Raw genomic sequence first — 20134 nt, 5'->3', positions numbered from 1 at the left:
GCCGCTTCGGGACTTTTGGTCAATCATGTACTTAATTTCTCGACTGAAACGTGTCAGCACACGCCAGACCTTACACAAAATTTACTGAAACACTTCGCAGTTTTTTTATAAAACGCTGTCTGAGTGTTATCCCCGCACTCTTTAACCACCTGTTACAGGTCAACATGCCGGGGCTGCAAACCGAGGAATACATCATGCGCAACATCCCCAAAGTCGCTCTGCTTATCGCCACCTTGGCGGCGGCAGGCCAAGCCAGCGCCCACGGCGGCTGGGGCCCAGGGCCCGCGATTTTCGGCGCAGTGGTTGGCGCCACTATTATTGGCTCGGTTATGGCGAATCAGGACCAACGCCCGGTTTATGTTCAACAACCGGTCTATGCTCAGCCCCAACCCGTGTATGTTCAGGCGCCGCCGGTCTATTACCAGCCGCAGCCTGTTTATGTTCCGGCTCCGCAGCCGGTCTACTACCAAACTGATTATGGCCGCCCGCATCCAGCGCCCTATGGGCCACCTCGAGGGTATTACGGCCCGCCCCGCTGGTAATGCAAATAGCCGGTAATCGATGATATGAATGTCGCAGGTGATACACAATTTGTAACGCATCTGCGGCATTATTGATGGGGCCGCGCCAGGCGCCTGAGCCGCCATCTGCTATCAACGTCTGCATGACTTATAAAAACAAGGACGACCCTATGCCAACACAAAACCCGCATCACACCGCTGGGCTCTGCACTTCCAGCAAGGTTTACAACGCACTGACCGAACTCAAGCAACTCGAAGGGCATCGCAGCGCCAAGCTTGTCTCACTGATGGCTCAGCACCTTGTAAACAAGGGCCTGCTTAGCGATCAGGAAGTGATGCACATGCTTGACCTGGTGGTTGATTAAAACAGGCCGCGAACTAACCTCATTCGTATCAATGGCGACTATCACCCGCAATGATTTTTTGCCCGGCGGCTCAGGCCCTAAGGTAACGCCATTGTTTGAGGAGGTACTTATGCCCAAAGTTCATGTCATGTCGGTTATTGGCAGCGCTGTTCCCGCCCCACTTCGTGCTCATGGTCTATTGGCATGTTGGTATGTCGTGATTGACGGCGTTCCTGTCAGCGGCCCATTTACCTCTCGTGCCGATGCACAAGTCAAAGCCACCAGCGAAACAGATAAAACAACGCCACACTTAACGCGACACTGAGCAAAACGTTGCGCGTCCAGAGCATCAGCCCTATGGCGCACAACCCGGCCAATAAATAAGGGTTGAACAGGCTCAGGTTAAGCGCGTGATCCTGGACGAAAATAATCGGCCCGCAAATAGCGGTTAGCATGCCCGGCACTGCAAAACTCAAAAAGTCCCTCACGCCCCGGTTCAAGCGGATGGGTAGCCGCGGTTCTAAAAACAGGTAGCGGTTAAAAAACAGAATCAGCGCCATGCCAACAATAATCACCCACATCATGCGAAGTACGCTCCCAGCCGCTTGCACAAATAACCCGCCGTCATGCCCGCCAACCCGGCCAGTACAATCGCAGATTCCCACTGCCAAAAACTGAACATCACCACACTCAAGAGTGAAACGGCCACACACACGACGGTCGCAACAGTGCGTACCACGGGTGTAATCAAGGCGATAAACGTCGCAGCGATCGAAAACTCCAGCCCCAGTTGATCCAGCCCTGGAATACTCTTGCCCAAAATCACCCCTAAAAAGGTGAACAGATTCCACCCCACATACATGCACAGCCCAACGCCCAGCGCGTACCAGCGATTGAACGTTTGTCGATCAAACGGGCTCACCAGCGCAAAGAACTCATCTGTCAGTAAAAAGCCAAGCCCAAAACGCCACCTCGGCGCCAGTGGCGACACAACCGCACGCAAGTGCATGGCGTACAACAAGTGTTGTGAGGTCAGCAATAAGGTCGTCACCAGAATGGACAGCACACTGGCCCCACCCTTGATCATGCCAATAGCCACCAGTTGAGCCGCGCCAGCAAATACCAGCACCGATAAGCCCTGGCTTTGCGCTGGGGTCAACTGCGCGTCGATTGCCGTCGAACCTGCCAACAAACCCCAAGGCGCGCATGCCAATGTCAAAGGAAGACAGGCAACCGCGCCACGCATAAATGCGACGCGAGCAAGTGTATTAGGCATCAAACATATCCCGGCCAAAGTCAGCGGCAAAGGGTCGCAGTTAAAGCAAAAAATGTCTTGAACGATCTTGCTCTTTAGCCAGTCGTAATTATCTGAGCCCCTCACTGAGGCGGCCCAGAGGGTTTGACGAAAGGCTGTTCGTGGTCTTTAGTCAGCCCGAATAATGATCCATTTTTCCCACCCACGCCTTCACGAGGAACCATCATGAAAGACCTGAAATCCGCCAAGGAAAGCAGAAAGGCCGATCTACGGACACCTTCGGCGTTGAGCGATGAAGCCTGTATCAACATTGCGGCCGAAGTGAATGCGCTGCTGGCAGACACCTTCGCCATCTACCTCAAGACCAAGAATTTTCACTGGCATATGTCTGGCCCGCATTTCCGCGATTTCCATCTGCTTCTGGACGAACAAGCCGATCAAATTTATGCCACCACCGACGCTATAGCTGAGCGCGTACGCAAGCTGGGGCGCACCACGATTCGCTCGATTGGTCACATCAAAAAACTCCAGCGCTTGTTGGACAACGACGCCGATTTCGTGACGCCGGGTGACATGCTGGCCGAATTGCGCGAAGACAATATCCAACTGGCCGCTTACATGCGGGCTACCCACGACATGTGCTCTGAACTGGGCGACGTGGCAACCACTAGCCTGCTGGAAAACTGGATTGACGAAGCCGAACGTCGCGTGTGGTTCCTGTTTGAGTCTTCACGTACCAAATAAGCAAAAACGCCGGGTTGACGCTGATCAATCCGGCGCTCCAGATGAATTTTGTTTCACATTGTCAGCCAGAAGTGCGTTGTATAGTGACTGCGCTCATTCAATGAACCCTTCGCCCGCACCCTCCCCCCCGCGGGCTTTTTTTTGTGTAGATTTCAGGCGGCTTCTGCGCAAGCGGCTCTGAGCCATCTCGACAGTCAAAGGGCGAGCGAGTCTTTGTTCAGTTCAAGCGCACCGCTGTGCCCGTAGCAAATACCACCAACATACCGCCACGTCCCGACGGCATGCTGATTTCAAAATCCAGGCCGACAATAGCGTCTGCGCGTAAATCACCTGCCCGGTCGCGGATTTCAGCAGTCACCTCAGCCCGCGCTTCTTTCAGCGCGCGCTCCAAGGTTTGTGAGCGCCCACCAAAAAAGTCCCGTACACCCGTAAAAAAATCGCGCACTACGTTGATCCCATGTACCGACTCGGCACTGACAACGCCTAAATAGTCAGTGATCTTTCGGCCATCAATGGTGTGTGTGGTGGTGACAATCATCTGAGTACCCTTTTCGCTGTTGGAGCTGAGACAGCCATCTCAATGTGGTCAGAAGATTACCTCAAAGTAACCATTGATTGCTGCGCCAGCGCCTCGGTGCAGCACAGCGCTGGTCTTATCTGTCTGCAATGTTAGTGTAGGAACTCGCTCTAGCATGAAGCACTCGCCACTTTCATGTGCCGAACCTGCGACTATTATGGTTAGAGCAAATAAATCTAAAGACGTAAGAGTTGGGACCTCTCGCTCGGCAGCTGCGGATTGCTGATATGAACTCAATGGCTACGCCAAGCAACTTTTCGACCCCGCTCACAGGAAGTCCACAATGGTCCAAAGACAAGTCATTAATGCCTCTGTAAGCCCTAAAGGCAGCCTGGAAACCCTCTCCCAACGTGAAGTGCAACAACTGAGTGAAGTAGGATCAGGCAGCAGCTACACCCTGTTTCGCCAATGCGTGCTCGCCATCCTTAATACGGGCGCTCACGTCGACAACGCTAAAACAATCCTTGAAGCCTACAAAGACTTCGAGGTGCGCATTCATCAGCAAGACCGCGGTGTAAAGCTTGAGTTGCTGAATGCGCCTGCCGACGCCTTCGTTGATGGTGAAATGATCGCCAGCACCCGTGAGATGTTGTTCAGCGCCCTGCGAGACATTGTTTACACGCAAAGTGGCCTGGACAGCCCACGTATCGACTTGAGTAACTCACAAGGGATTACTGACTACGTATTCCACCTATTACGTAATGCCCGCACGTTGCGTCCCGGTGTCGAGCCCAAGATTGTGGTGTGCTGGGGCGGGCACTCGATTAACACCGAAGAATACAAATACACCAAAAAAGTCGGCCACGAGCTAGGCCTGCGCAGCCTTGATATCTGTACGGGATGCGGCCCCGGCGTGATGAAAGGCCCTATGAAGGGCGCCACTATTTCCCACGCTAAACAGCGACTGACGGGCGGACGTTATCTGGGGCTTACCGAGCCGGGCATCATTGCCGCTGAAGCGCCAAACCCGATCGTCAACGAATTGGTGATCCTGCCCGATATCGAGAAGCGCCTGGAAGCTTTCGTTCGTGTCGGCCACGGCATCATCATCTTTCCCGGAGGTGCCGGCACAGCTGAGGAGTTCCTCTACCTGCTGGGTATCTTGATGCACCCGGACAACAGCGAAGTGCCGTTTCCGGTGATTCTAACGGGGCCTAAAGAAGCCGAACCTTACTTGCAACAGTTGCATGAGTTTGTGGGCGCTACGTTGGGTGACGCGGCGCAAAAGCATTATCAAATCATCATTGATAACCCCGCCGAAGTCGCGCGTCATATGACCCACGGGCTCAAGGCCGTTAAACAGTTCCGGCGCGAACGTAACGATGCGTTCCACTTCAACTGGCTGCTGAAAATTGATGAGGGGTTCCAGCGCCCGTTCGATCCCACCCACGCCAACATGGCCAGTTTGCAATTAAGGTGCGACCTGCCCCCCCATGAGCTGGCCATTAACTTGCGCCAGGCCTTCTCCGGGATTGTCTCGGGTAATGTCAAAGAGAAAGGCATTCATCTGATTGAGCAACATGGCCCTTATGAGATTCATGGCGACGCGGCAATCATGAAACCTTTGGACAAACTGCTGAACGCGTTCGTCGAACAGCACCGCATGAAGCTACCGGGTGGCGCAGCCTATGTGCCGTGCTATCGCGTGGTGAGCTAACCCCTGAGCCGGGTTCGCTGAGCGAAAACGCAATGTTGCAATGCGCATCGCTTGGCGAGCCATCGAGGGTTACTTCATGGGCGTGAACTTTTTTACAGCCTCAAGCCACGAGGGGTTCAGCCGAGTTTGCTCTGTGTCGATTTTCAGCGCTTGCAGACGGGACTTGTGCAAATCAATTTCATGCATCATTTGGCTAAGCGCGCTGGAGTTGGCGTCCAGCTGATACATCTGCGTGATACCCAGATGATAAAAACGCAGCAACTTCATCGCGGCCTCATCCCCTGCCATCACGCCTGCCGTGACGTAGTGCATCACGTTTGTGACCCGCATCAAGCTGCGTTTTAGCCTCCAGCCATAAGCCGCGGCGGCCATCCAAGGCTGTGACCAAAACACATAGCGCACCAACCCGATGGTCAGTAGTAACGCTGCAATCACGCCGGCCAGGTTCAGGCGAAAATTGTCACCCTGCGCAGCACCAAAAAACATCACTAACACGCCAGAGACCACGAGCGCCAACAAAGCGAAGGTCAAGGCTATATACAGCGTGCTACGGCGGGTTTGCTGGCGATAAACCTCAGGGCTCATCGGTTTTATTTCAAACATCACTGTGTCCAGGCTCCTGCAGGCGGGTTAAAAAAACAGGCCGCAGTATGAACTAATACTGGACCTGTTATTGAGATTAAGCGCCGACGTTACAGCACAGGAATGACGCGCAATGGCTTAACCGACTTGAACGAAAAGCTCGAATAGATCTCTTTGACTGCGGGCAATGTTTGTAAAACTTCCCGCGCAAACTCACCAAACGCATCAAGGTCTTTAGCCACCACTTCAAGCAAAAAATCATAACGCCCCGAAATGTTATGACAGGCGACGATTTCAGGGATTTCCAACAGGCGCTGTTCAAAGCGCCGGGCCGTTTCTCTGGAGTGAGATTCCATCATCACACTGACAAAAGCGGTGACACCAAACCCCAGTTCCTTGGGCGAGATAATCGCTTGATAGCCGCTAATCAAGCCACTTTCTTCCAGCATTTTCACTCGACGCCAGCAGGGAGAAGTGGTCAACGAGACCTTTTCTGCCAGCTCTGCAACAGTCAATCGTGCATTACCTTGCAGAGCGGCCAGCAAGGCCTTATCGGTTCGATCCAGGGCGATTAGCATGCTTTGCCTCTAAATTTCATCGTGGCTGTTTTTTGTTCTAACAAGGCTCAAATTGATCTGCCATTTTGGAATTTTTACTGTTGAATTTGAGCATAGCATCGTAGGAAATAACGGAGAGTCCATCATGAACGGCAAAAAAAGTGACCTCGGCTTTTCTACTCGTGCAATTCATCATGGCTACAACGCACTGGAAAATAAGGGCGCACTTATTCCGCCTATTTATTTAACGTCTACGTTTGCCTTTCCTACAGTTGAATATGGCGCTGGCTGTTTTGCCGGAGAAGAAAGCGGGCACTTTTACACCCGTATTTCTAATCCGACTCTGGCCCTGCTTGAATCCCGAATGGCCACACTGGAAAGTGGCGAAGCCGCGGTAGCCTTTGGCTCCGGCATGGGCGCGATTGCGGCGACGTTCTGGACGATGCTCAGGCCCGCAGATGAGATTATCGTCAACCGCACGTTGTACGGCTGCACCTTTGCTTTGTTGCACCACGGCATTGGTGAGTTCGGCATTAAAGTCCGTCATGTCGACATGTCAAATCTGGCCGACTTTGAAGCCGCAATATCTCCCGCCACGCGAATGATTTACTTCGAAACACCCGCCAACCCAAACATGCACCTGGTGGACATTCCTGCCATTTCAGCCATTGCACATAAGCACGGCAACATCACAGTGGTGATTGATAACACCTACTGCACCCCGTACTTACAGCGCCCGCTAGAAATGGGGGCTGATGTGGTGGTGCATTCCGCTACCAAATACCTCAGCGGTCACAGCGATATAACCGCCGGGATTGTTGTGGCAAGCCAAGCAGTAGCCGATAACATTCGCTTGCAAGGCCTCAAAGATCTAACGGGCGCTGTATTGTCGCCGCAAGATGCTTACTTACTGATGCGTGGCCTCAAAACCCTGGCCTTGCGCATGGACCGCCACTGCAGCAACGCGCAAGCGATCGCGCAATGTCTGGAGAACCATCCTGCTGTTGAGTCGGTGACATACCCCGGACTTCCTTCTTTCTCACAATACGCATTGGCAAAACGCCAAATGAAAATGCCGGGCGGCATGATTGCTTTCGAACTCAAAGGGGGGCTTGAAGCCGGTCGGCGCTTCATGAACGCACTCAACCTGTTCAGCCGCGCGGTGAGCTTGGGAGGTGCTGAATCTTTAGCGCAGCATCCTGCAAGCATGACCCACTCTACTTACACCCGCGAAGAACGAGCCCGTCACGATATTTCTGAGGGGCTGGTCAGACTGGCTGTGGGGCTAGAGGATCTGGACGACTTGTTGGCCGATATAAAACAGGCGCTCAAGTCAATAATGCCTACACGTTAAGTAACCTTGGGCCTTCAAATGAGCGGGTTGCTCGCACACCCGCAGCGCAAGCGTCTCGAGCACGCTCATTTGAATAACCAAACAGTACGAATTGAAGATGCCTTTTTAACCCGGCGGAATCGTGGCGAGAATGCCGATTCCAATGGTTAGCACCAGAAAGCCACCCAAAAACCATCCCATCTTAGCCATACGATCTCCTGCCCCATAAGTTCACGAAAAAACAGGCACTGACAATCAGCTCACACATGGCGAGGGCCATTGCGTCTTTCAGGTCTGCAGAGGTCGCTATTTTGAGCCCCCTTCTGCACCCATAACAGGTGCAGATAAAACACAAAAATACGTATCAGGGCAGAACAAAGTGCTCCGGCAATACGCTGCGGTGGTAGTCCGTCACCACTCTCTGGCTCAAGTTAACCACGGCTTCGTTCAATTCAAGGCCCGCCCCGACGCGCCAGCTGGCATACACCGGGAACTGCGGCGCAGTCATGATCGGTAACGCGACCAAGCTCGCGCTTTGCAGTTCTCGGCTGACCAGAACTGGCGGCAAGGCACCAATTCCAAAGCCATCGGTCACCAACTTGATGATGGCCGCCACTGAGTTAATACAACTGAGGCGAGGTGCAGCAATGCCTTGTTGGTGCAAAAAATTAAGTACGTCCTGATGAGGGCGTGACAACCGTGAAAAGGTCAGCAAGCGCTCTTGGCAAAGATCTGACAGGTCTTCGTAAGTGCGATCGAGCGCCCCACCTTTGGCTACGATCCAGCTCAAGGGGTAGCTGGCCAATTGCACATTTCGCACCCCATCGGCGCGTAACAGATCTGTCTGAAAAATGAGATCAAGCTGACCTTTAAGCAACTGCTCGCTCAGGTTCAAGGCCGTGTCTGCCGTCAACTCAACTTCAACTTGTGGGTAATCGCGACTCAAGGCGTTGATCAACTCACTCAGCCAACTGTGAATGACCGTGTCCATCACCCCAATGCGCAAGCGCCCCGCATAGCAGTCTGCTTGCCCCAGCGATTGCAACAAGCGTTGTTGAGTGGCCAGCATTTGCTCGGCGTAACCCAGCACTTTATGGCCCTCACGGGTCAGGTTTACGCCACGAGAGTCGCGCTGAAACAACTGCACACCAAGCTCAGTTTCGAGCACCGAAATACGACTGGAAATAGCCGCTTGAGTGCTTGAAAGCTTTTCAGCGGTCAGACGAAAACTTCCGAGCCGCGCCACCCAGACGAATGTCAGAAGAAATCGCATATTCATGGTGTTTTCCCGACGTTTCAAAACGAGCCGACACTGTAAACCCTTGCCACAACTTCAAGCCACCCTGCCTAAGTACGTGATTGACAAAACTTTTTTGTTCGGCGGTGACAACTTTTATTGACTGGACGCATCGCACAAAGGCACCAAAGATATCGGCCAATGACGTCGTCTATCGAGCGTCAACAATAAAAAAACACGCTGAGTTGGGCAGCGCGCCAATGGTATGAAAGTGAGCCCGACCGCTTTCAATTTGCTCACACCAGCCTGCCCTGGTGCTGCGGCATTCAGCTAAGGGATTATCCCCCCATGCAATCCGTCGTCAACTTGTGGCCTTTATTAGGCGTGTTCGTCATTGTCATCGGCTTTGTGCTGCGTTTTAACCCACTGCTCGTCGTGAGTTTCGCGGCGATCGTGACGGGCCTGGCGGCCAATTTCCCCCTTGAAAAAATCATCTCCAGCATGGGCGAAGGCTTCATTGAAACCCGCGCCTTGCAATTAATCTTGCTGCTGCCTTTGGCCGTGATCGGCCTGTTGGAGCGCCACGGTTTGCGCATACACGCGCAAAACTGGATTGCCCGCTTTCAGCGCGCCACTGTCGGGCGCTTGCTAATCATCTATCTGTTTGTGCGCGAAACCACAGCAGCTGTAGGGCTGACCAGCCTGGGCGGCCACCCGCAGATGGTTCGCCCGCTCTTGGCCCCAATGGCCGAAGGCGCCGCTGAGAACCGTTACGGCAAACTGCCGCCAGCGCTGCGCCACAAGGTGCTCGCCATGTGTGCGGCCACTGACAACGTTGGTTTGTTCTTTGGCGAAGACGTATTTGTAGCATTCGGCGCCATCGCATTGATGCACACTTTCTTGCTGGGTTCAGGGCTGGATGTCGAGCCATTGCATATCGCTTTCTGGGGAATCCCTACGGCGATTTGTGCGTTCATCGTTCACGCGTTACGCCTGTATCGCTTCGACTTGATGTTATCTCGCACGCTAAATGCAACTGAACACGCAGAGACATCAGTGGAGGCCGCACGGTGATTATTTCAATCGAGTACTTCTACTGGCTGGCGGGCGTGCTGTTATTGATTACGGCGGGCATGATCGTCTGTGATCGCACCCACCCCAAACGTTGGAGCAGCGGGCTATTCTGGGCCCTTTTCGCGCTGGTTTTTTTGGTGGGTGATCGTGTTGCGCCGTTTGCTGTTGGCCTCGGCGTATTGCTGATGGCCGTGATTGCGGGCATTGGCGGAGTTGGCCGTGGCTCCCACGCAGAGCTACACGTAAAAGCGGCACGCGCGAGCGCAGGTCGACTGGGTCACAAGCTGTTTATTCCTGCTTTGGCTATTCCGCTGGTCACCGTCATTGGCTCGATGCTGCTTAAGCACACGCAAATCGGCGGTGTGCCGCTGCTGGACCCGAAAAACACCACATTCGTGTCATTAGGCATGGGGTGTATCGTTGCCTTGATCATTGCCTGCGTACTGACCCGGGATACGCCGATGCAAGCCTTGCGCGAATCACGACGTCTGACTGAAGCCCTTGGCTGGACGATGGTGCTGCCACAAATGCTAGCCATGCTGGGCTTGCTGTTCAATGACGCAGGGGTTGGCAATGCGGTTGCCCACGTCACCACCGCTTACATCAACATGGACTACCGACTCGTGGCCGTGATGGTTTACGTGCTGGGCATGGCACTGTTTACCGTGATCATGGGCAATGGTTTTGCTGCATTCCCGGTTATGACGGGCGGCGTCGGCGTCCCCGTACTCGTGGGAATTTATGATGCCAACCCAGCCGTGATGGCTGCGATCGGGATGTTTTCCGGCTACTGCGGCACCCTCATGACGCCAATGGCGGCTAACTTCAATATCGTCCCGGTGGCGTTACTGGAGCTGCCGGACAAATACGCCGTCATCAAGGCTCAAATGCCTACCGCGTTGTTGATGCTAGTCGTCAACATCGTGCTGCTTTATTTACTGATGTGAGGCCATGATGCGCACCGTACTCCTGACAGGTTTCGAGCCATTCGACCAAGACACCCTCAACCCGTCGTGGGAGGCTGTGCGACATCTTGACGGGAGCTTGGCGGGCGACAACGTGCGCATTGTCGCCCGCCAGTTGCCCTGCGTGTTTGCTCAAGCCCCTACCCGACTGCTCCAGTTATTGGATGAACACCAGCCAGTATTAGTGATTGCTGTCGGGTTAGCACAAGGGCGCAGTGATCTATCGATTGAACGGGTGGCGATCAACCTCAACGATGCCCGCATTGCCGACAACCTGGGCGACCAACCCATAGATACGCCCGTCATTCCCGGCGCCCCCGCCGCTTACTTCAGCACATTGCCCATCAAAGCCGTCGTGCGGGCATTAAGAGACGCTGGCATTCCGGCGTCTGTCTCCCAAACTGCGGGCACCTTTGTGTGCAATCAGGTGTTTTATTACTTGCAGCACAGCTTGGCCGGCTCGTCAGTGCGCAGTGGTTTTATCCATATTCCCTTGCTGCCCGAACAGGCTGCGCACAATGCGCAAGGGCAGCCTTCTCTCGCGCTGGATCTGCTCGTTGAGGGGTTGCATATCGCGGTGATCGCAGCCCTGCACACTGAAGACGATGTGCAGGAAACAGGGGGGCAGGTGTGTTGATGAATCCTAACAATCTGAAGCGTTAACCTAGCTCAGGTTCTGCATGGAATGTATCTACGCTCAGCTAAGCCGCATAAAAACAAGGGGGCGAATATGGCAGGAAACAAGCACACCGATAACAGCAGCGAAGCTTTGCAACCTCATTCACAACGCTCACGTTTTCGACTGCTGGACAGGTGGCTCACTAAACGACAGCAGCAAAATGAACACAACCCTCTTATACACAAGCAACAAGCTGACTCACGCTTTACCCACCTGCTGAAAACAGCCAATGACATCGCCACTATCAACCCAAACGGGCTGATAGATCTGGTGCGAGCAATCCTGCGCCCTCTGCAATCTGACTACCTGCTGGGTATTGCTGAGCGCGGCCAAGATGCCTTGCCCCCTATCGTGTCTTACACGTTTTTTGGGAATGACGTACGCGATAGGTTGTTTAGCTCGGATGGAATTAATTGGCGAGGCAGCAAATTGGAGGCCCCCTATTACACGCTTCAGTTATCACGCGACATTGTGCTTCCTTGTGCTTGGAGTTACGCGGGTTACGTTAATGCACTGGCCACTATTGGATCGAACAAACAGCCAGAAACTACAGATCGCAGCTACCAAGGTGGCTGGCGCCAGGACCAGAACCATCGAGTGGACGTATGGCTACCGTGGGGAATAGGGTTCGTTAACGGAGGAAATCACTCAATAACGGCTGGCATTCTCGCGGGCGAAGGCGAAATCAAACCAGACACCATTTATGACATGGCCTTCTTGCTCGACGATCTGCAATGTGACGGCGTGAACTTCATCGATACACAGTCAGGCGCTAACTTGGGCCCGGTCTTAGATTGGCGCACGGCCGCCGTATTTGAGATTGGGCGGTTAATACGCTCGCATCTAATCGTCACCATAAAGTAGTTACGTCTGACTCCATTTCTTTAACGCGACAGAATCAAGGTGTTTCGACGTGACCAACGCGACATCCACACAAGCAATACCATCATGCCAGCCGGGCACACCGCAACAGCCAACAGGCCTATGTGGATGTCCGATTGTGCTGTAATGAGCCCCACAAGCCAGGGGACCAAACTACAACCAGCATTACCGAAGGCTGTAAGTACAGCGAACATAGTGGCTCCACCCTGAGGATAAGCATCAGCAGCAATAGCCAGCATCGTTGGCCACAGACAACTACCTGTGAATCCCGCAACGATAGCAGCAGCCAATCCTATTGCTGGGCTGGGGGGAAAGCTGACCACCATAAACAGCACTACGGTAACAGCACAACATCCCAGCATCAGGCTGATAGGTGGTATTCGTTCTTGCAACAACGCGGCCGCCATTCGCCCAAATACCATACCGACGGAAAAACCTGCTAGAGCAAAACCACCTACTTCTTTCGAGTAGCCTAACCCTTGTTCTGCATACGTTGGGAGCCATTGTGATAGCCCCATTTCTGTTGCGCCTCCTAGAAAAATAGCGATCAGGCAGGCTATGAAATAGGGCTGCCTAACAAGTTTGGGGATGGACTCACGCTGTCCCCCCTCTTGAATCAAGGGCGGTAGCGTTAATTTCAGAAACAACAGAAAAGTAACAAAGGGCGCAATCATGATTCCCAGCGCAACTATCCGCCACGAAATATCCCACTTCAGCGCCATACTAGCGATCAGCACAGCACCCACAGCACCCATGCAGAAGTACGAGTGTAACCAGTTCATGGCGACGCTACGACGATCAGGTTGCAGAGCAACAACCATTGGACTGAGGATCATATCCAGCACACCCGCACCAAACCCCATTATGGCTACGGCAAACAGTAGAAAAGTATAGGACGGTGCCAAAGCAACAAGGCCCAAGCCTATGAGGGTGACTATTAGGCCAAAGGTAATAATAAGCTTGGCATCACCGCGATCCGCCAAAGGCCCTGTGATCAAAATAGCAATAATGAAGCTGAGAAACATCACCGCCGGGATTCGCCCAAGTTGCTCGGCTGTCAGTCCCGACTGGCCACCAAAAGTATCGCCGAAAGTGGTCAGGTATACCGGGAGAAAATTGAGCGCCATAGCTAAACACATCATGGCTGCATAGCACACATAAAGTGCCTGCCGGTTTTTACTGGCTGAAAATATCATTAGTTATGAAAGCTCTAGACATTAAAAACGAGAAGCGGTGTGCTCTTTCCAGAGGCATTCCGTCCACTCAATCTCTGAAAAATGAGCGGCAAATGAAGAGTCCCCTGGGCTACTGGCAAAAAAACCGAACCGGACACTGCCTTGAGTATCAAACAAGTGAAACATACGCATCACATCAAAACTCACACCCTCCGTTGAGTGCTCAAGCAAAAAATCACTCCCTCTTCGACTTAACCGGTAATACATGGTTTGTGTAACCCGATCGAAATTAACCATGGACCAATCAGAAAAACCGTTATTTGTCACTACAGAAAAAAGCTGTTGGTAGCCATTACTTTGGTACTCAATACCACTTTTCATCCAATTATTTTCGTTCTGATAAATGAACAATCCACACTGATCAAAATAAACATCCGATTGGAAGCTCACCTTAGCCTTGAGCGTCCAAAACTGCTCCTCAGAGGCAAGAACAATAGCGGGCGCATTATTGTATTCAAGCCCGTAATAGGTTCCCCGCCAAAAATCCGTATCTGGCGAAGTATGAATTATAATTTCATGCTCGGTAACTAACGAGTGCTCAGGCGCATTAATCCAGCGCAAGTCAGATATATTAATTCTCTTCATGACTATTTATTTCTCAACAATCCATTTCAAAACTTCATCATGACCACGAACACGAACATCTGCCTTACTTAGGTCTTGCCGTCCTGAGCTCGCGTTAATCAGACCTATGCAGAACATAGTTGCAGCCTTGGCAGCAGTAACACCGTGACATGAATCCTCAATTACCAAGCATTCCTCTGGAAGTATACCGAGCTGCTTTGCAGCCAAAAGAAATATCTCGGGATTGGGTTTACTCAGCTTAACGTCATCACCACAAACAATATTATTAAAATAGGTTCGCAGCCCTGTTCTGTGCAAAATGATATTAACGAGTTCCCGAGGAGATGATGATGCTACTGCACAAGGCACCCCTGCTTTATTTAATACGTCGAGGAGTTTCTGCGAACCTGCCATTGGCGAAAGAGGAACAGAACTCATCATATGCACCAATTGCTGATGATGCTGCGTCATCAGTGAGTCGAGTGACTCAGTAAGTGCATATTCATTCTTTATGGCGCTCCACATATGATGCTGAGTCGTGCCCACGAAGCGTGATAATTGATTCTTGTTGAGGGTCACGCCGTGACGTGCAAATGAACGCCTTTCCTGCTCCATATACAAAGGTTCACTATCAATTAAAACCCCGTCCATATCAAAAATGACAGCACTCGCCTCTAACATCAATGTGCGCTCCGCGGGTCAGACTCGCGCTTGAAGTGCAGCAAATTGTAATTTGATCGAGCTTCAAACACATGCAGCTTGAATGACTTGGTCATTTCAATATCTCGGTAACCATCGCCATCAGATAGGGTGGCCGTATCTGCCCCCCCGATAATTATAGGCAACTGCATAAGAATAATTTCATCCACTAAATCGAGATTAAACACCTGCCAATTAAGCTGCCCACCGCCTTCAACCATGATGTGTTTTAACCCTCGCGCCTCCAGCTTCGAAAAAAGCAGTTCGAAGTCAACACGCTCTGCACCAGCAAAAAGTACTTCCTTACCCTGACCTCGTATCTGCTTAACCATTTTGTGATCGCGAAGTCGGTCTATCGTGACAATAATTGTCTCCCCTGGTGAACTAAAAACTTTGGCAGACAAATCGAAATCCAGTGAAGTCGTTGGCACGATACGGATCGGGTCACGCCCAGTTTCATAACGATTGGTCAATTGTGGGTCGTCGGTGGAAATGGTATTACGGCCGACCATGATCGCGTCCACCTCACCGCGAAATTTATGGATAAAACGCATATCTTCATCATTGAAACGCTCAAACAATGGTTTGCTCGAGGCTCCCTGCCCCAGGGTTAATTTTCCATCAATAGAAGTTTGACTAAATACGGTAACCTTCATAGCAGACCCACTTATAGTTATCACAGGCAGTTAATATTTATAGATATTTTGGATTAGGCGTAAAAACACTTTTGATGGAGGACACAGACGGATCATTCAAAATGCGATCAAATACTGTCTCATGTGATTCCAAGATGTAGTAGTGCGTCACCAGCTTCCCAAGATCGGGAAGTCTACGTGCTATTTTTAGCGCTCGAGGAAAGTGCTGATTATATTCCCCCGCCGCGATAACACTGATTGCACTAACAAGAAAATGCTTCACCGGCAAAGGATAGCTATAGTTTCCATCAAATCCAAAAAGAACAATTCTTCCGCCCCGTCGGACACATTGAACTGCCGTATTGATTTGATTGCCAACCGTATCTATTACCGCATCGAATTTCACCTGCTGTTTCATTCGAGACTCAAGTTCATCAGGATGGATAACATCTAAACCCAACGAGCGGCCAAAGTTTATGCGGTAGGTATTCAGATCTGTCGCCAGTGTATCGACACCCATTGCACGTAGCATTAACTGTGCGACTAAACTCATCGGCCCTGACCCGAGAAGTAACACACGCTCCCCAGCCTGAATCGAGGCTTGTTCAATATTGTTCAGAATACAAGCGACAGGCTCTGTCAGTACACCGACCTCCCAGCTCATATCATCTGGAAGACAGTGCACAAAACGCTCACGGGTAATAAAGCGTTCAGCAAATGTACCGTGCTTATTGATGCCTGCAATATCCAGCCCCGCCTCTAAACCACCATTACATAGATGAGTTTGAGCTGAGGAGCAGGCTTCACAAGTTCCGCAATACTCATTTGGATCCACAACCACCCGCATGCCTACCTGTAGACGCGTCACACCCTCCCCCACGTTTACAATTATGCCGACAGCTTCGTGGCCTCGGACAACACCTATGTGCCCCTCTTCACGCCCTGCCAATACAGCCAAGTCCGTTCCACAAATACCTGACAAGACAATATCAATTTCAATGCCATCAACGGGTAATACATCAGGATAATCGTGATTTACTACACCCATTCTCTGCTTATCAACTAGGCCAATCGCATTCATACAATATCAATCACTCCATTTTTTTGAACCAGCTTGCCAAGTAGAGTACATACTCTGACACCTTTACTGTAATCCGTAGAAATCAAAAAATATTGTTAACTTTAAACAACAACCAGAAAGGTCAAAGCGATGGCTATTGTGCAACACACCGCCACTCCAAAACCACCCATGAAATATATACAAATAAATTCATACCAATACAGCATACGCCAATGGCATTACATTGAAATTTAATGCAACACACATAGATACGCGTGCCAGACAGCACACAGACTGAACTTACCTTATTTTTTAGATTTAACTTATACAAAAACTTTCAAAACGAACTCCTCCCGCCCCAAAAAACACCACCCCTCACAGACTTATTGGCAACAACTTGACATGTACAAACGCTAGCCAAGTAATATCATTAACAATTTTTCGTACGCCCGTGAAGTAATAGTCTCACAGAGCAAGAGTTTATTTATTTGGATAACAACCCACCAACCGAATTCACGTTAACAATTCTGCAATCCAACGTGCTTGTTGGGCGATGCCTTGCACTTTCTGCTCAGGTACTGCCTGCCGTGCTCGGGAAACATTGCTCAAAATCTGCTGCTTATAGCGCAAAATGCGTTCCCATTTGAGCAAAAACGCCGGGCTGCGCACCTGCATTAGCAACGGGCCAAAGTACAGTTGCTCGGCCGTGTACATGATCGGCCCGGAGCGCTCGGCGACAATGATTTCGTAGTCGAAACAGTTTTCGCGCAGTAACTCCTCGCTAACGATCTGGTAGCCATTTTCCATCAACCATTGACGCAATGGCTGCTCACCGCCATTGGGCTGCAAGATCAGGCGTTCCATACCCGTTAAACGAGCCTTACCATTATTGAGAATATCGCGGATCGTCTCGCCACCCATGCCGCAGATGCTGATCGCCGTGACTCCATCTTGCGGTTCGATCGCCGCCAGTCCATTGGCCAGCCGCACGTTGATTTGCTGCTCAAGGTCGTTTTCGCGCACGGTACGTTCGGCCGACCGGAACGGCGTTAAAGCCACCTCGCCCGCTACCGCAGCAGTAATGGCACCACGGCGCATCAACGCCACTGGCAAGTAAGCGTGATCCGAGCCGATGTCGGCCAAGCGTGCATGCGCCGGTATATGCGCTGCCACACGTTCCAGACGCTCAGACAATGTGTGTTCGTTCATTCAGTTCCTTTCATTCCGTGTACTCGGCCGCTTTGGGATACGCAAAAGCGGCCTAAATGACTGCATCAGGCGCTCAAGCGTGCCGTCACTTCACTCAACTGTCCTGACAACCTATGCAGGTTATGGCTCGCGACTTCGGTGCGCTGCATGTTGTCCAGATTGGTACTGGCAATGGTAGTGATCTCGATGAGGTTTCGCGAGATGTCCTCAGCCACCGAAGTTTGTTCTTCAGCAGCGGTAGCAATTTGGCGATTCATGTCACGAATCGCTTCCACGGCCTGGGTGATGCGCTCCAGCATGGCGCCAGCCTGAGTCACTTGCTCAACACTTTCTTCACTGCGTGACTGGCCACTTTCGATAGCTTGAGCCGCGTCCACTGCGCCGGTTTGCACGGCTTGAATGATCTGGTTGATCTCAATGATCGACGCCGCCGTGCGCTGGGCCAGACTGCGGACTTCGTCAGCCACTACCGCAAAACCGCGCCCGGCTTCACCAGCGCGGGCGGCTTCGATCGCCGCGTTAAGCGCCAGCAGGTTGGTCTGTTCAGCAATACCGCGAATCACTTCCAGAACCTGGCCAATGCGTCCGCTGTCGGTTTCCAGACGGCGAATGACCGTGGCCGTGCTGGCAACTTCGCCGCGCATCCGGGTAATCGTGTGAATGGTGTCCTGCATGACTTTTTCACCCTGCTGGGCAGACTGGTCAGCGTCATCGGCAGCACGCGCGGCATCGGCGGCGTGACGCGCAACTTCTTGTGCCGTGGCAGACATTTCATTCATCGCCGTGGCGACCTGGTCGGTGCGACTGAACTGCTCGTTGGTTCCGAGGGCCATAAGACTGGCGATCGATTTCAACTCACCACTGGCACTGTCCAGATCCTTGGCGCTGACCTGCAAGTGGCTGAAGGTATCGGCGAGAAAGTTCCTAAGTGTATTGGCTGCAGCGGCTAATTTCCCCAGTTCATCCTGGCGCGTACTAACCACTCGTTCAGAGAAGCGCCCCTGGCTCAATTGCGCAACGTACTCGATCAGCTTGCTAATCGGCTCGACCAGGTTGCGGTTGACCAACCACAGGCTCAGCACACCGATCAGCAGCCCCGAAGCGAGCATCACGATAATCCCCAGCAACACCGTACGATCAGCGTCAGCGCTAATAAGGCTCGATTGCTCTAAGCCCTGTGTGCGCAACTCTGTCACCAACGCGCTCATCTGTTCGCTGCAAGCGCGATCTACGCCCTTGACTGCCACGTCACCCGCCGCTGCATCGGCACCTGCCGCCACATAAGCATCACGCCCCTTCTGATAGGCCACCCCCAACAGGCGATGCTCGTCACGCAAGCGCTCGATACGTGTTTTGAGTTGTGGCTCAATGCCATTCTGAGCAGCCAACTCCCCCAAAATGCCCTGCACCTCACGCTGGCGCTCCTCGAACTGGCTCCAATATTTGTTCAGCTCTGCAGGTTGTTTGCCCCGCAGCAAAACGTTCTTCCATTCCTGAACCTGGACTTTAAATTGCAGATTAGCTTCATCGATCAACTGGGAAGTGTGCAGCGGACCTTTAATCAAGTTCGCGTAGCTCTGAACACCGCTGGACAAAAAGTGAAAACACGCCAAGGCAATCAACAACATCGCGAACAAACTGCTGCTCAACAGAGTGAGAATTTGCGCTCTCAGGGACTTGGGCAAAAACATCAAAAAGTACTCATGGCAGGAATGAGGTACACCCGCTGAGGGTGTGGAAATTGTCCGAACATCCCTGTCCGCGACCTAGGCTAAATGACCGAGGCTGCGCAACTTAACCCAAGCGAGATCGGCTTGCTAGAGCGGTTAATGAGTGTAATCCGACCGCCGGCAACGTTTGAGCTCAATGTTTATTATTGTCATGAGAGTGTCATACAAACGTGCATTCGACTCTCGGTACTAGGAGCGGCACATCCTGCTTGGTATGAATGGAGTGATAAAGCACAAAATATTGAGCAAAACATATTCAACTTTCGCGCTTATGCCCTTACAACCGTTGAGTATTTCGCAGAGTCAGAAACCCAGTGCTCCCTCAACGACGGGGCTGAACGCTCACTGCAGGTGGCTATTGGTTAAAAAATCTGTGGGAGTAAATGTGGGAGTAATTTTTCAGACATGAAAAAGCCCAACGGATTAGGTTGGGCTAGGTCATTGAAAAATATGGTCGGGACGGAGTGATTCGAACACTCGACCCCTAGCACCCCATGCTAGTGCGCTACCGGACTGCGCTACGCCCCGACTAGGCGTTACTTTTTAATACCACTTACTAAAGCTGTCGAGAAATATACCTTAAGCTTTTGAAATA

General features: G+C 51.9%; 23 protein-coding genes and 1 tRNA gene. 10 read left to right on the top strand and 14 right to left on the bottom strand.

The window, feature by feature from the left end:
• The first annotated feature begins 191 nt into the window (after positions 1–191).
• From ACZRJQ_RS01565 to ACZRJQ_RS01555, 3 genes are all read left to right on the top strand, one after another.
• Positions 192–542, top strand: a complete 351-nt coding sequence (locus ACZRJQ_RS01565) for a hypothetical protein (protein ID WP_463976979.1) — start codon at positions 192–194, stop codon at positions 540–542.
• Positions 543–691: 149 nt separating this feature from the next.
• Positions 692–886: a hypothetical protein gene (locus ACZRJQ_RS01560; RefSeq protein WP_463976655.1), complete on the top strand. Its 195-nt coding sequence runs from the start codon at positions 692–694 to the stop codon at positions 884–886.
• Positions 887–995: 109 nt separating this feature from the next.
• Positions 996–1190, top strand: a complete 195-nt coding sequence (locus ACZRJQ_RS01555) for a hypothetical protein (RefSeq protein WP_463976978.1) — start codon at positions 996–998, stop codon at positions 1188–1190.
• Here ACZRJQ_RS01555 and ACZRJQ_RS01550 read toward each other — a convergent pair.
• Complete coding sequence (locus tag ACZRJQ_RS01550) at positions 1138–1449, bottom strand: AzlD domain-containing protein (protein ID WP_463976654.1); 312 nt, start codon at positions 1447–1449, stop codon at positions 1138–1140. The two genes, ACZRJQ_RS01555 and ACZRJQ_RS01550, sit on opposite strands and share 53 nt — an antisense overlap.
• Positions 1446–2141 (bottom strand): AzlC family ABC transporter permease, encoded by a 696-nt coding sequence (locus ACZRJQ_RS01545; protein ID WP_463976653.1) that lies wholly within the window; start codon positions 2139–2141, stop codon positions 1446–1448. Before ACZRJQ_RS01545 ends, ACZRJQ_RS01550 begins: the two co-directional genes overlap by 4 nt.
• Before the next feature lie 204 nt (positions 2142–2345).
• On the opposite strand from ACZRJQ_RS01545, the gene ACZRJQ_RS01540 reads away from it, so the two are divergent.
• The gene (locus ACZRJQ_RS01540; protein WP_463976652.1) at positions 2346–2864 is read left to right on the top strand and encodes a Dps family protein; all 519 of its coding nucleotides are present in this window, start codon (positions 2346–2348) and stop codon (positions 2862–2864) included.
• Between the two features lie 217 nt (positions 2865–3081).
• On the opposite strand, the gene ACZRJQ_RS01535 is transcribed toward ACZRJQ_RS01540, so the two are convergent.
• Complete coding sequence (locus tag ACZRJQ_RS01535) at positions 3082–3402, bottom strand: YbjQ family protein (RefSeq protein WP_463976651.1); 321 nt, start codon at positions 3400–3402, stop codon at positions 3082–3084.
• A 322-nt stretch (positions 3403–3724) separates the two neighbouring features.
• Between ACZRJQ_RS01535 and ppnN the strand changes: the two genes are divergently transcribed.
• The gene (ppnN, locus tag ACZRJQ_RS01530) at positions 3725–5098 is read left to right on the top strand and encodes a nucleotide 5'-monophosphate nucleosidase PpnN (protein WP_463976650.1); all 1374 of its coding nucleotides are present in this window, start codon (positions 3725–3727) and stop codon (positions 5096–5098) included.
• Between the two features lie 69 nt (positions 5099–5167).
• Here the strand turns inward: ppnN and ACZRJQ_RS01525 are convergent, their stop codons facing one another.
• A complete protein-coding gene (locus ACZRJQ_RS01525) occupies positions 5168–5701 on the bottom strand; it encodes a DUF3087 family protein (RefSeq protein ID WP_463976649.1) in 534 nt (177 codons plus the stop codon).
• Between the two features lie 89 nt (positions 5702–5790).
• Positions 5791–6258, bottom strand: coding sequence for an Lrp/AsnC family transcriptional regulator (locus ACZRJQ_RS01520; RefSeq protein ID WP_463976648.1), 468 nt, complete (start codon positions 6256–6258; stop codon positions 5791–5793).
• Positions 6259–6382: 124 nt separating this feature from the next.
• On the opposite strand from ACZRJQ_RS01520, the gene ACZRJQ_RS01515 reads away from it, so the two are divergent.
• Complete coding sequence (locus tag ACZRJQ_RS01515) at positions 6383–7591, top strand: methionine gamma-lyase (protein WP_463976647.1); 1209 nt, start codon at positions 6383–6385, stop codon at positions 7589–7591.
• Between the two features lie 343 nt (positions 7592–7934).
• Here ACZRJQ_RS01515 and ACZRJQ_RS01510 read toward each other — a convergent pair whose 3' ends face one another.
• Entirely contained in the window at positions 7935–8849 is a 915-nt protein-coding gene (locus ACZRJQ_RS01510; RefSeq protein WP_463976646.1) for a LysR family transcriptional regulator, read from the bottom strand.
• Between the two features lie 306 nt (positions 8850–9155).
• Here ACZRJQ_RS01510 and ACZRJQ_RS01505 point away from each other — a divergent pair, with 306 nt between their 5' ends.
• From ACZRJQ_RS01505 to ACZRJQ_RS01490, 4 genes are all read left to right on the top strand, one after another.
• On the top strand, positions 9156–9881 hold the full coding sequence (locus tag ACZRJQ_RS01505) for a DUF969 domain-containing protein (protein WP_463976645.1): 726 nt from the start codon (positions 9156–9158) through the stop codon (positions 9879–9881).
• Entirely contained in the window at positions 9878–10828 is a 951-nt protein-coding gene (locus ACZRJQ_RS01500; protein WP_463976644.1) for a DUF979 domain-containing protein, read from the top strand. The genes ACZRJQ_RS01505 and ACZRJQ_RS01500 overlap by 4 nt, the downstream gene beginning before the upstream one ends.
• 7 nt (positions 10829–10835) lie before the next feature.
• Complete coding sequence (pcp, locus tag ACZRJQ_RS01495) at positions 10836–11483, top strand: pyroglutamyl-peptidase I (protein WP_463976977.1); 648 nt, start codon at positions 10836–10838, stop codon at positions 11481–11483.
• A gap of 93 nt (positions 11484–11576) precedes the next feature.
• Positions 11577–12389, top strand: a complete 813-nt coding sequence (locus ACZRJQ_RS01490; RefSeq protein ID WP_463976643.1) for a DUF6710 family protein — start codon at positions 11577–11579, stop codon at positions 12387–12389.
• A 20-nt stretch (positions 12390–12409) separates the two neighbouring features.
• On the opposite strand, the gene ACZRJQ_RS01485 is transcribed toward ACZRJQ_RS01490, so the two are convergent.
• From ACZRJQ_RS01485 to ACZRJQ_RS01450, 8 genes are all read right to left on the bottom strand, one after another.
• Positions 12410–13546, bottom strand: a complete 1137-nt coding sequence (locus ACZRJQ_RS01485; RefSeq protein ID WP_463976976.1) for an MFS transporter — start codon at positions 13544–13546, stop codon at positions 12410–12412.
• A 78-nt stretch (positions 13547–13624) separates the two neighbouring features.
• A complete protein-coding gene (locus tag ACZRJQ_RS01480) occupies positions 13625–14227 on the bottom strand; it encodes a DUF1349 domain-containing protein (RefSeq protein WP_463976642.1) in 603 nt (200 codons plus the stop codon).
• Between the two features lie 6 nt (positions 14228–14233).
• Positions 14234–14887 carry an HAD family hydrolase gene (locus ACZRJQ_RS01475; protein ID WP_463976641.1) on the bottom strand — a complete coding sequence of 218 codons (654 nt, stop codon included), beginning with the start codon at positions 14885–14887 and terminating at the stop codon, positions 14234–14236.
• Positions 14887–15561: a dihydrofolate reductase family protein gene (locus tag ACZRJQ_RS01470; protein WP_463976640.1), complete on the bottom strand. Its 675-nt coding sequence runs from the start codon at positions 15559–15561 to the stop codon at positions 14887–14889. Before ACZRJQ_RS01470 ends, ACZRJQ_RS01475 begins: the two co-directional genes overlap by 1 nt.
• 37 nt (positions 15562–15598) lie before the next feature.
• The gene (locus ACZRJQ_RS01465) at positions 15599–16621 is read right to left on the bottom strand and encodes a zinc-dependent alcohol dehydrogenase (protein ID WP_463976639.1); all 1023 of its coding nucleotides are present in this window, start codon (positions 16619–16621) and stop codon (positions 15599–15601) included.
• Positions 16622–17113: 492 nt separating this feature from the next.
• Positions 17114–17809: a tRNA (adenine(22)-N(1))-methyltransferase gene (locus tag ACZRJQ_RS01460; RefSeq protein WP_463976638.1), complete on the bottom strand. Its 696-nt coding sequence runs from the start codon at positions 17807–17809 to the stop codon at positions 17114–17116.
• A gap of 65 nt (positions 17810–17874) precedes the next feature.
• Positions 17875–19500 carry a methyl-accepting chemotaxis protein gene (locus tag ACZRJQ_RS01455; RefSeq protein ID WP_463976637.1) on the bottom strand — a complete coding sequence of 542 codons (1626 nt, stop codon included), beginning with the start codon at positions 19498–19500 and terminating at the stop codon, positions 17875–17877.
• Positions 19501–19990: 490 nt separating this feature from the next.
• Positions 19991–20067 (bottom strand) — tRNA-Pro (locus ACZRJQ_RS01450).
• Between the last annotated feature and the right edge of the window lie 67 nt (positions 20068–20134).

The sequence above is a fragment of the Pseudomonas sp. E315 genome (assembly GCF_055406205.1).
Note: the sequence above shows the minus strand (reverse complement) of the source record. Positions and strands in the feature narration are given on the sequence as shown.

What these genes read in the sequence shown, in the direction of transcription:
- ACZRJQ_RS01455 (WP_463976637.1), bottom strand. Translation starts at nt 19,500, where the DNA reads ATGTTTTTGCCCAAGTCCCTGAGAGCGCAAATTCTCACTCTGTTGAGC.
- ACZRJQ_RS01525 (WP_463976649.1), bottom strand. Translation starts at nt 5,701, where the DNA reads ATGTTTGAAATAAAACCGATGAGCCCTGAGGTTTATCGCCAGCAAACC.
- ACZRJQ_RS01560 (WP_463976655.1), top strand. Translation starts at nt 692, where the DNA reads ATGCCAACACAAAACCCGCATCACACCGCTGGGCTCTGCACTTCCAGC.
- ACZRJQ_RS01545 (WP_463976653.1), bottom strand. Translation starts at nt 2,141, where the DNA reads ATGCCTAATACACTTGCTCGCGTCGCATTTATGCGTGGCGCGGTTGCC.
- ACZRJQ_RS01520 (WP_463976648.1), bottom strand. Translation starts at nt 6,258, where the DNA reads ATGCTAATCGCCCTGGATCGAACCGATAAGGCCTTGCTGGCCGCTCTG.
- ACZRJQ_RS01510 (WP_463976646.1), bottom strand. Translation starts at nt 8,849, where the DNA reads ATGAATATGCGATTTCTTCTGACATTCGTCTGGGTGGCGCGGCTCGGA.
- ACZRJQ_RS01505 (WP_463976645.1), top strand. Translation starts at nt 9,156, where the DNA reads ATGCAATCCGTCGTCAACTTGTGGCCTTTATTAGGCGTGTTCGTCATT.
- ACZRJQ_RS01540 (WP_463976652.1), top strand. Translation starts at nt 2,346, where the DNA reads ATGAAAGACCTGAAATCCGCCAAGGAAAGCAGAAAGGCCGATCTACGG.
- ACZRJQ_RS01465 (WP_463976639.1), bottom strand. Translation starts at nt 16,621, where the DNA reads ATGAATGCGATTGGCCTAGTTGATAAGCAGAGAATGGGTGTAGTAAAT.
- ACZRJQ_RS01475 (WP_463976641.1), bottom strand. Translation starts at nt 14,887, where the DNA reads ATGTTAGAGGCGAGTGCTGTCATTTTTGATATGGACGGGGTTTTAATT.
- ACZRJQ_RS01485 (WP_463976976.1), bottom strand. Translation starts at nt 13,546, where the DNA reads ATGTGTTTAGCTATGGCGCTCAATTTTCTCCCGGTATACCTGACCACT.
- ACZRJQ_RS01480 (WP_463976642.1), bottom strand. Translation starts at nt 14,227, where the DNA reads ATGAAGAGAATTAATATATCTGACTTGCGCTGGATTAATGCGCCTGAG.
- ACZRJQ_RS01555 (WP_463976978.1), top strand. Translation starts at nt 996, where the DNA reads ATGCCCAAAGTTCATGTCATGTCGGTTATTGGCAGCGCTGTTCCCGCC.
- ACZRJQ_RS01460 (WP_463976638.1), bottom strand. Translation starts at nt 17,809, where the DNA reads ATGAACGAACACACATTGTCTGAGCGTCTGGAACGTGTGGCAGCGCAT.
- pcp (WP_463976977.1), top strand. Translation starts at nt 10,836, where the DNA reads ATGCGCACCGTACTCCTGACAGGTTTCGAGCCATTCGACCAAGACACC.
- ppnN (WP_463976650.1), top strand. Translation starts at nt 3,725, where the DNA reads ATGGTCCAAAGACAAGTCATTAATGCCTCTGTAAGCCCTAAAGGCAGC.
- ACZRJQ_RS01490 (WP_463976643.1), top strand. Translation starts at nt 11,577, where the DNA reads ATGGCAGGAAACAAGCACACCGATAACAGCAGCGAAGCTTTGCAACCT.
- ACZRJQ_RS01550 (WP_463976654.1), bottom strand. Translation starts at nt 1,449, where the DNA reads ATGATGTGGGTGATTATTGTTGGCATGGCGCTGATTCTGTTTTTTAAC.
- ACZRJQ_RS01535 (WP_463976651.1), bottom strand. Translation starts at nt 3,402, where the DNA reads ATGATTGTCACCACCACACACACCATTGATGGCCGAAAGATCACTGAC.
- ACZRJQ_RS01515 (WP_463976647.1), top strand. Translation starts at nt 6,383, where the DNA reads ATGAACGGCAAAAAAAGTGACCTCGGCTTTTCTACTCGTGCAATTCAT.
- ACZRJQ_RS01470 (WP_463976640.1), bottom strand. Translation starts at nt 15,561, where the DNA reads ATGAAGGTTACCGTATTTAGTCAAACTTCTATTGATGGAAAATTAACC.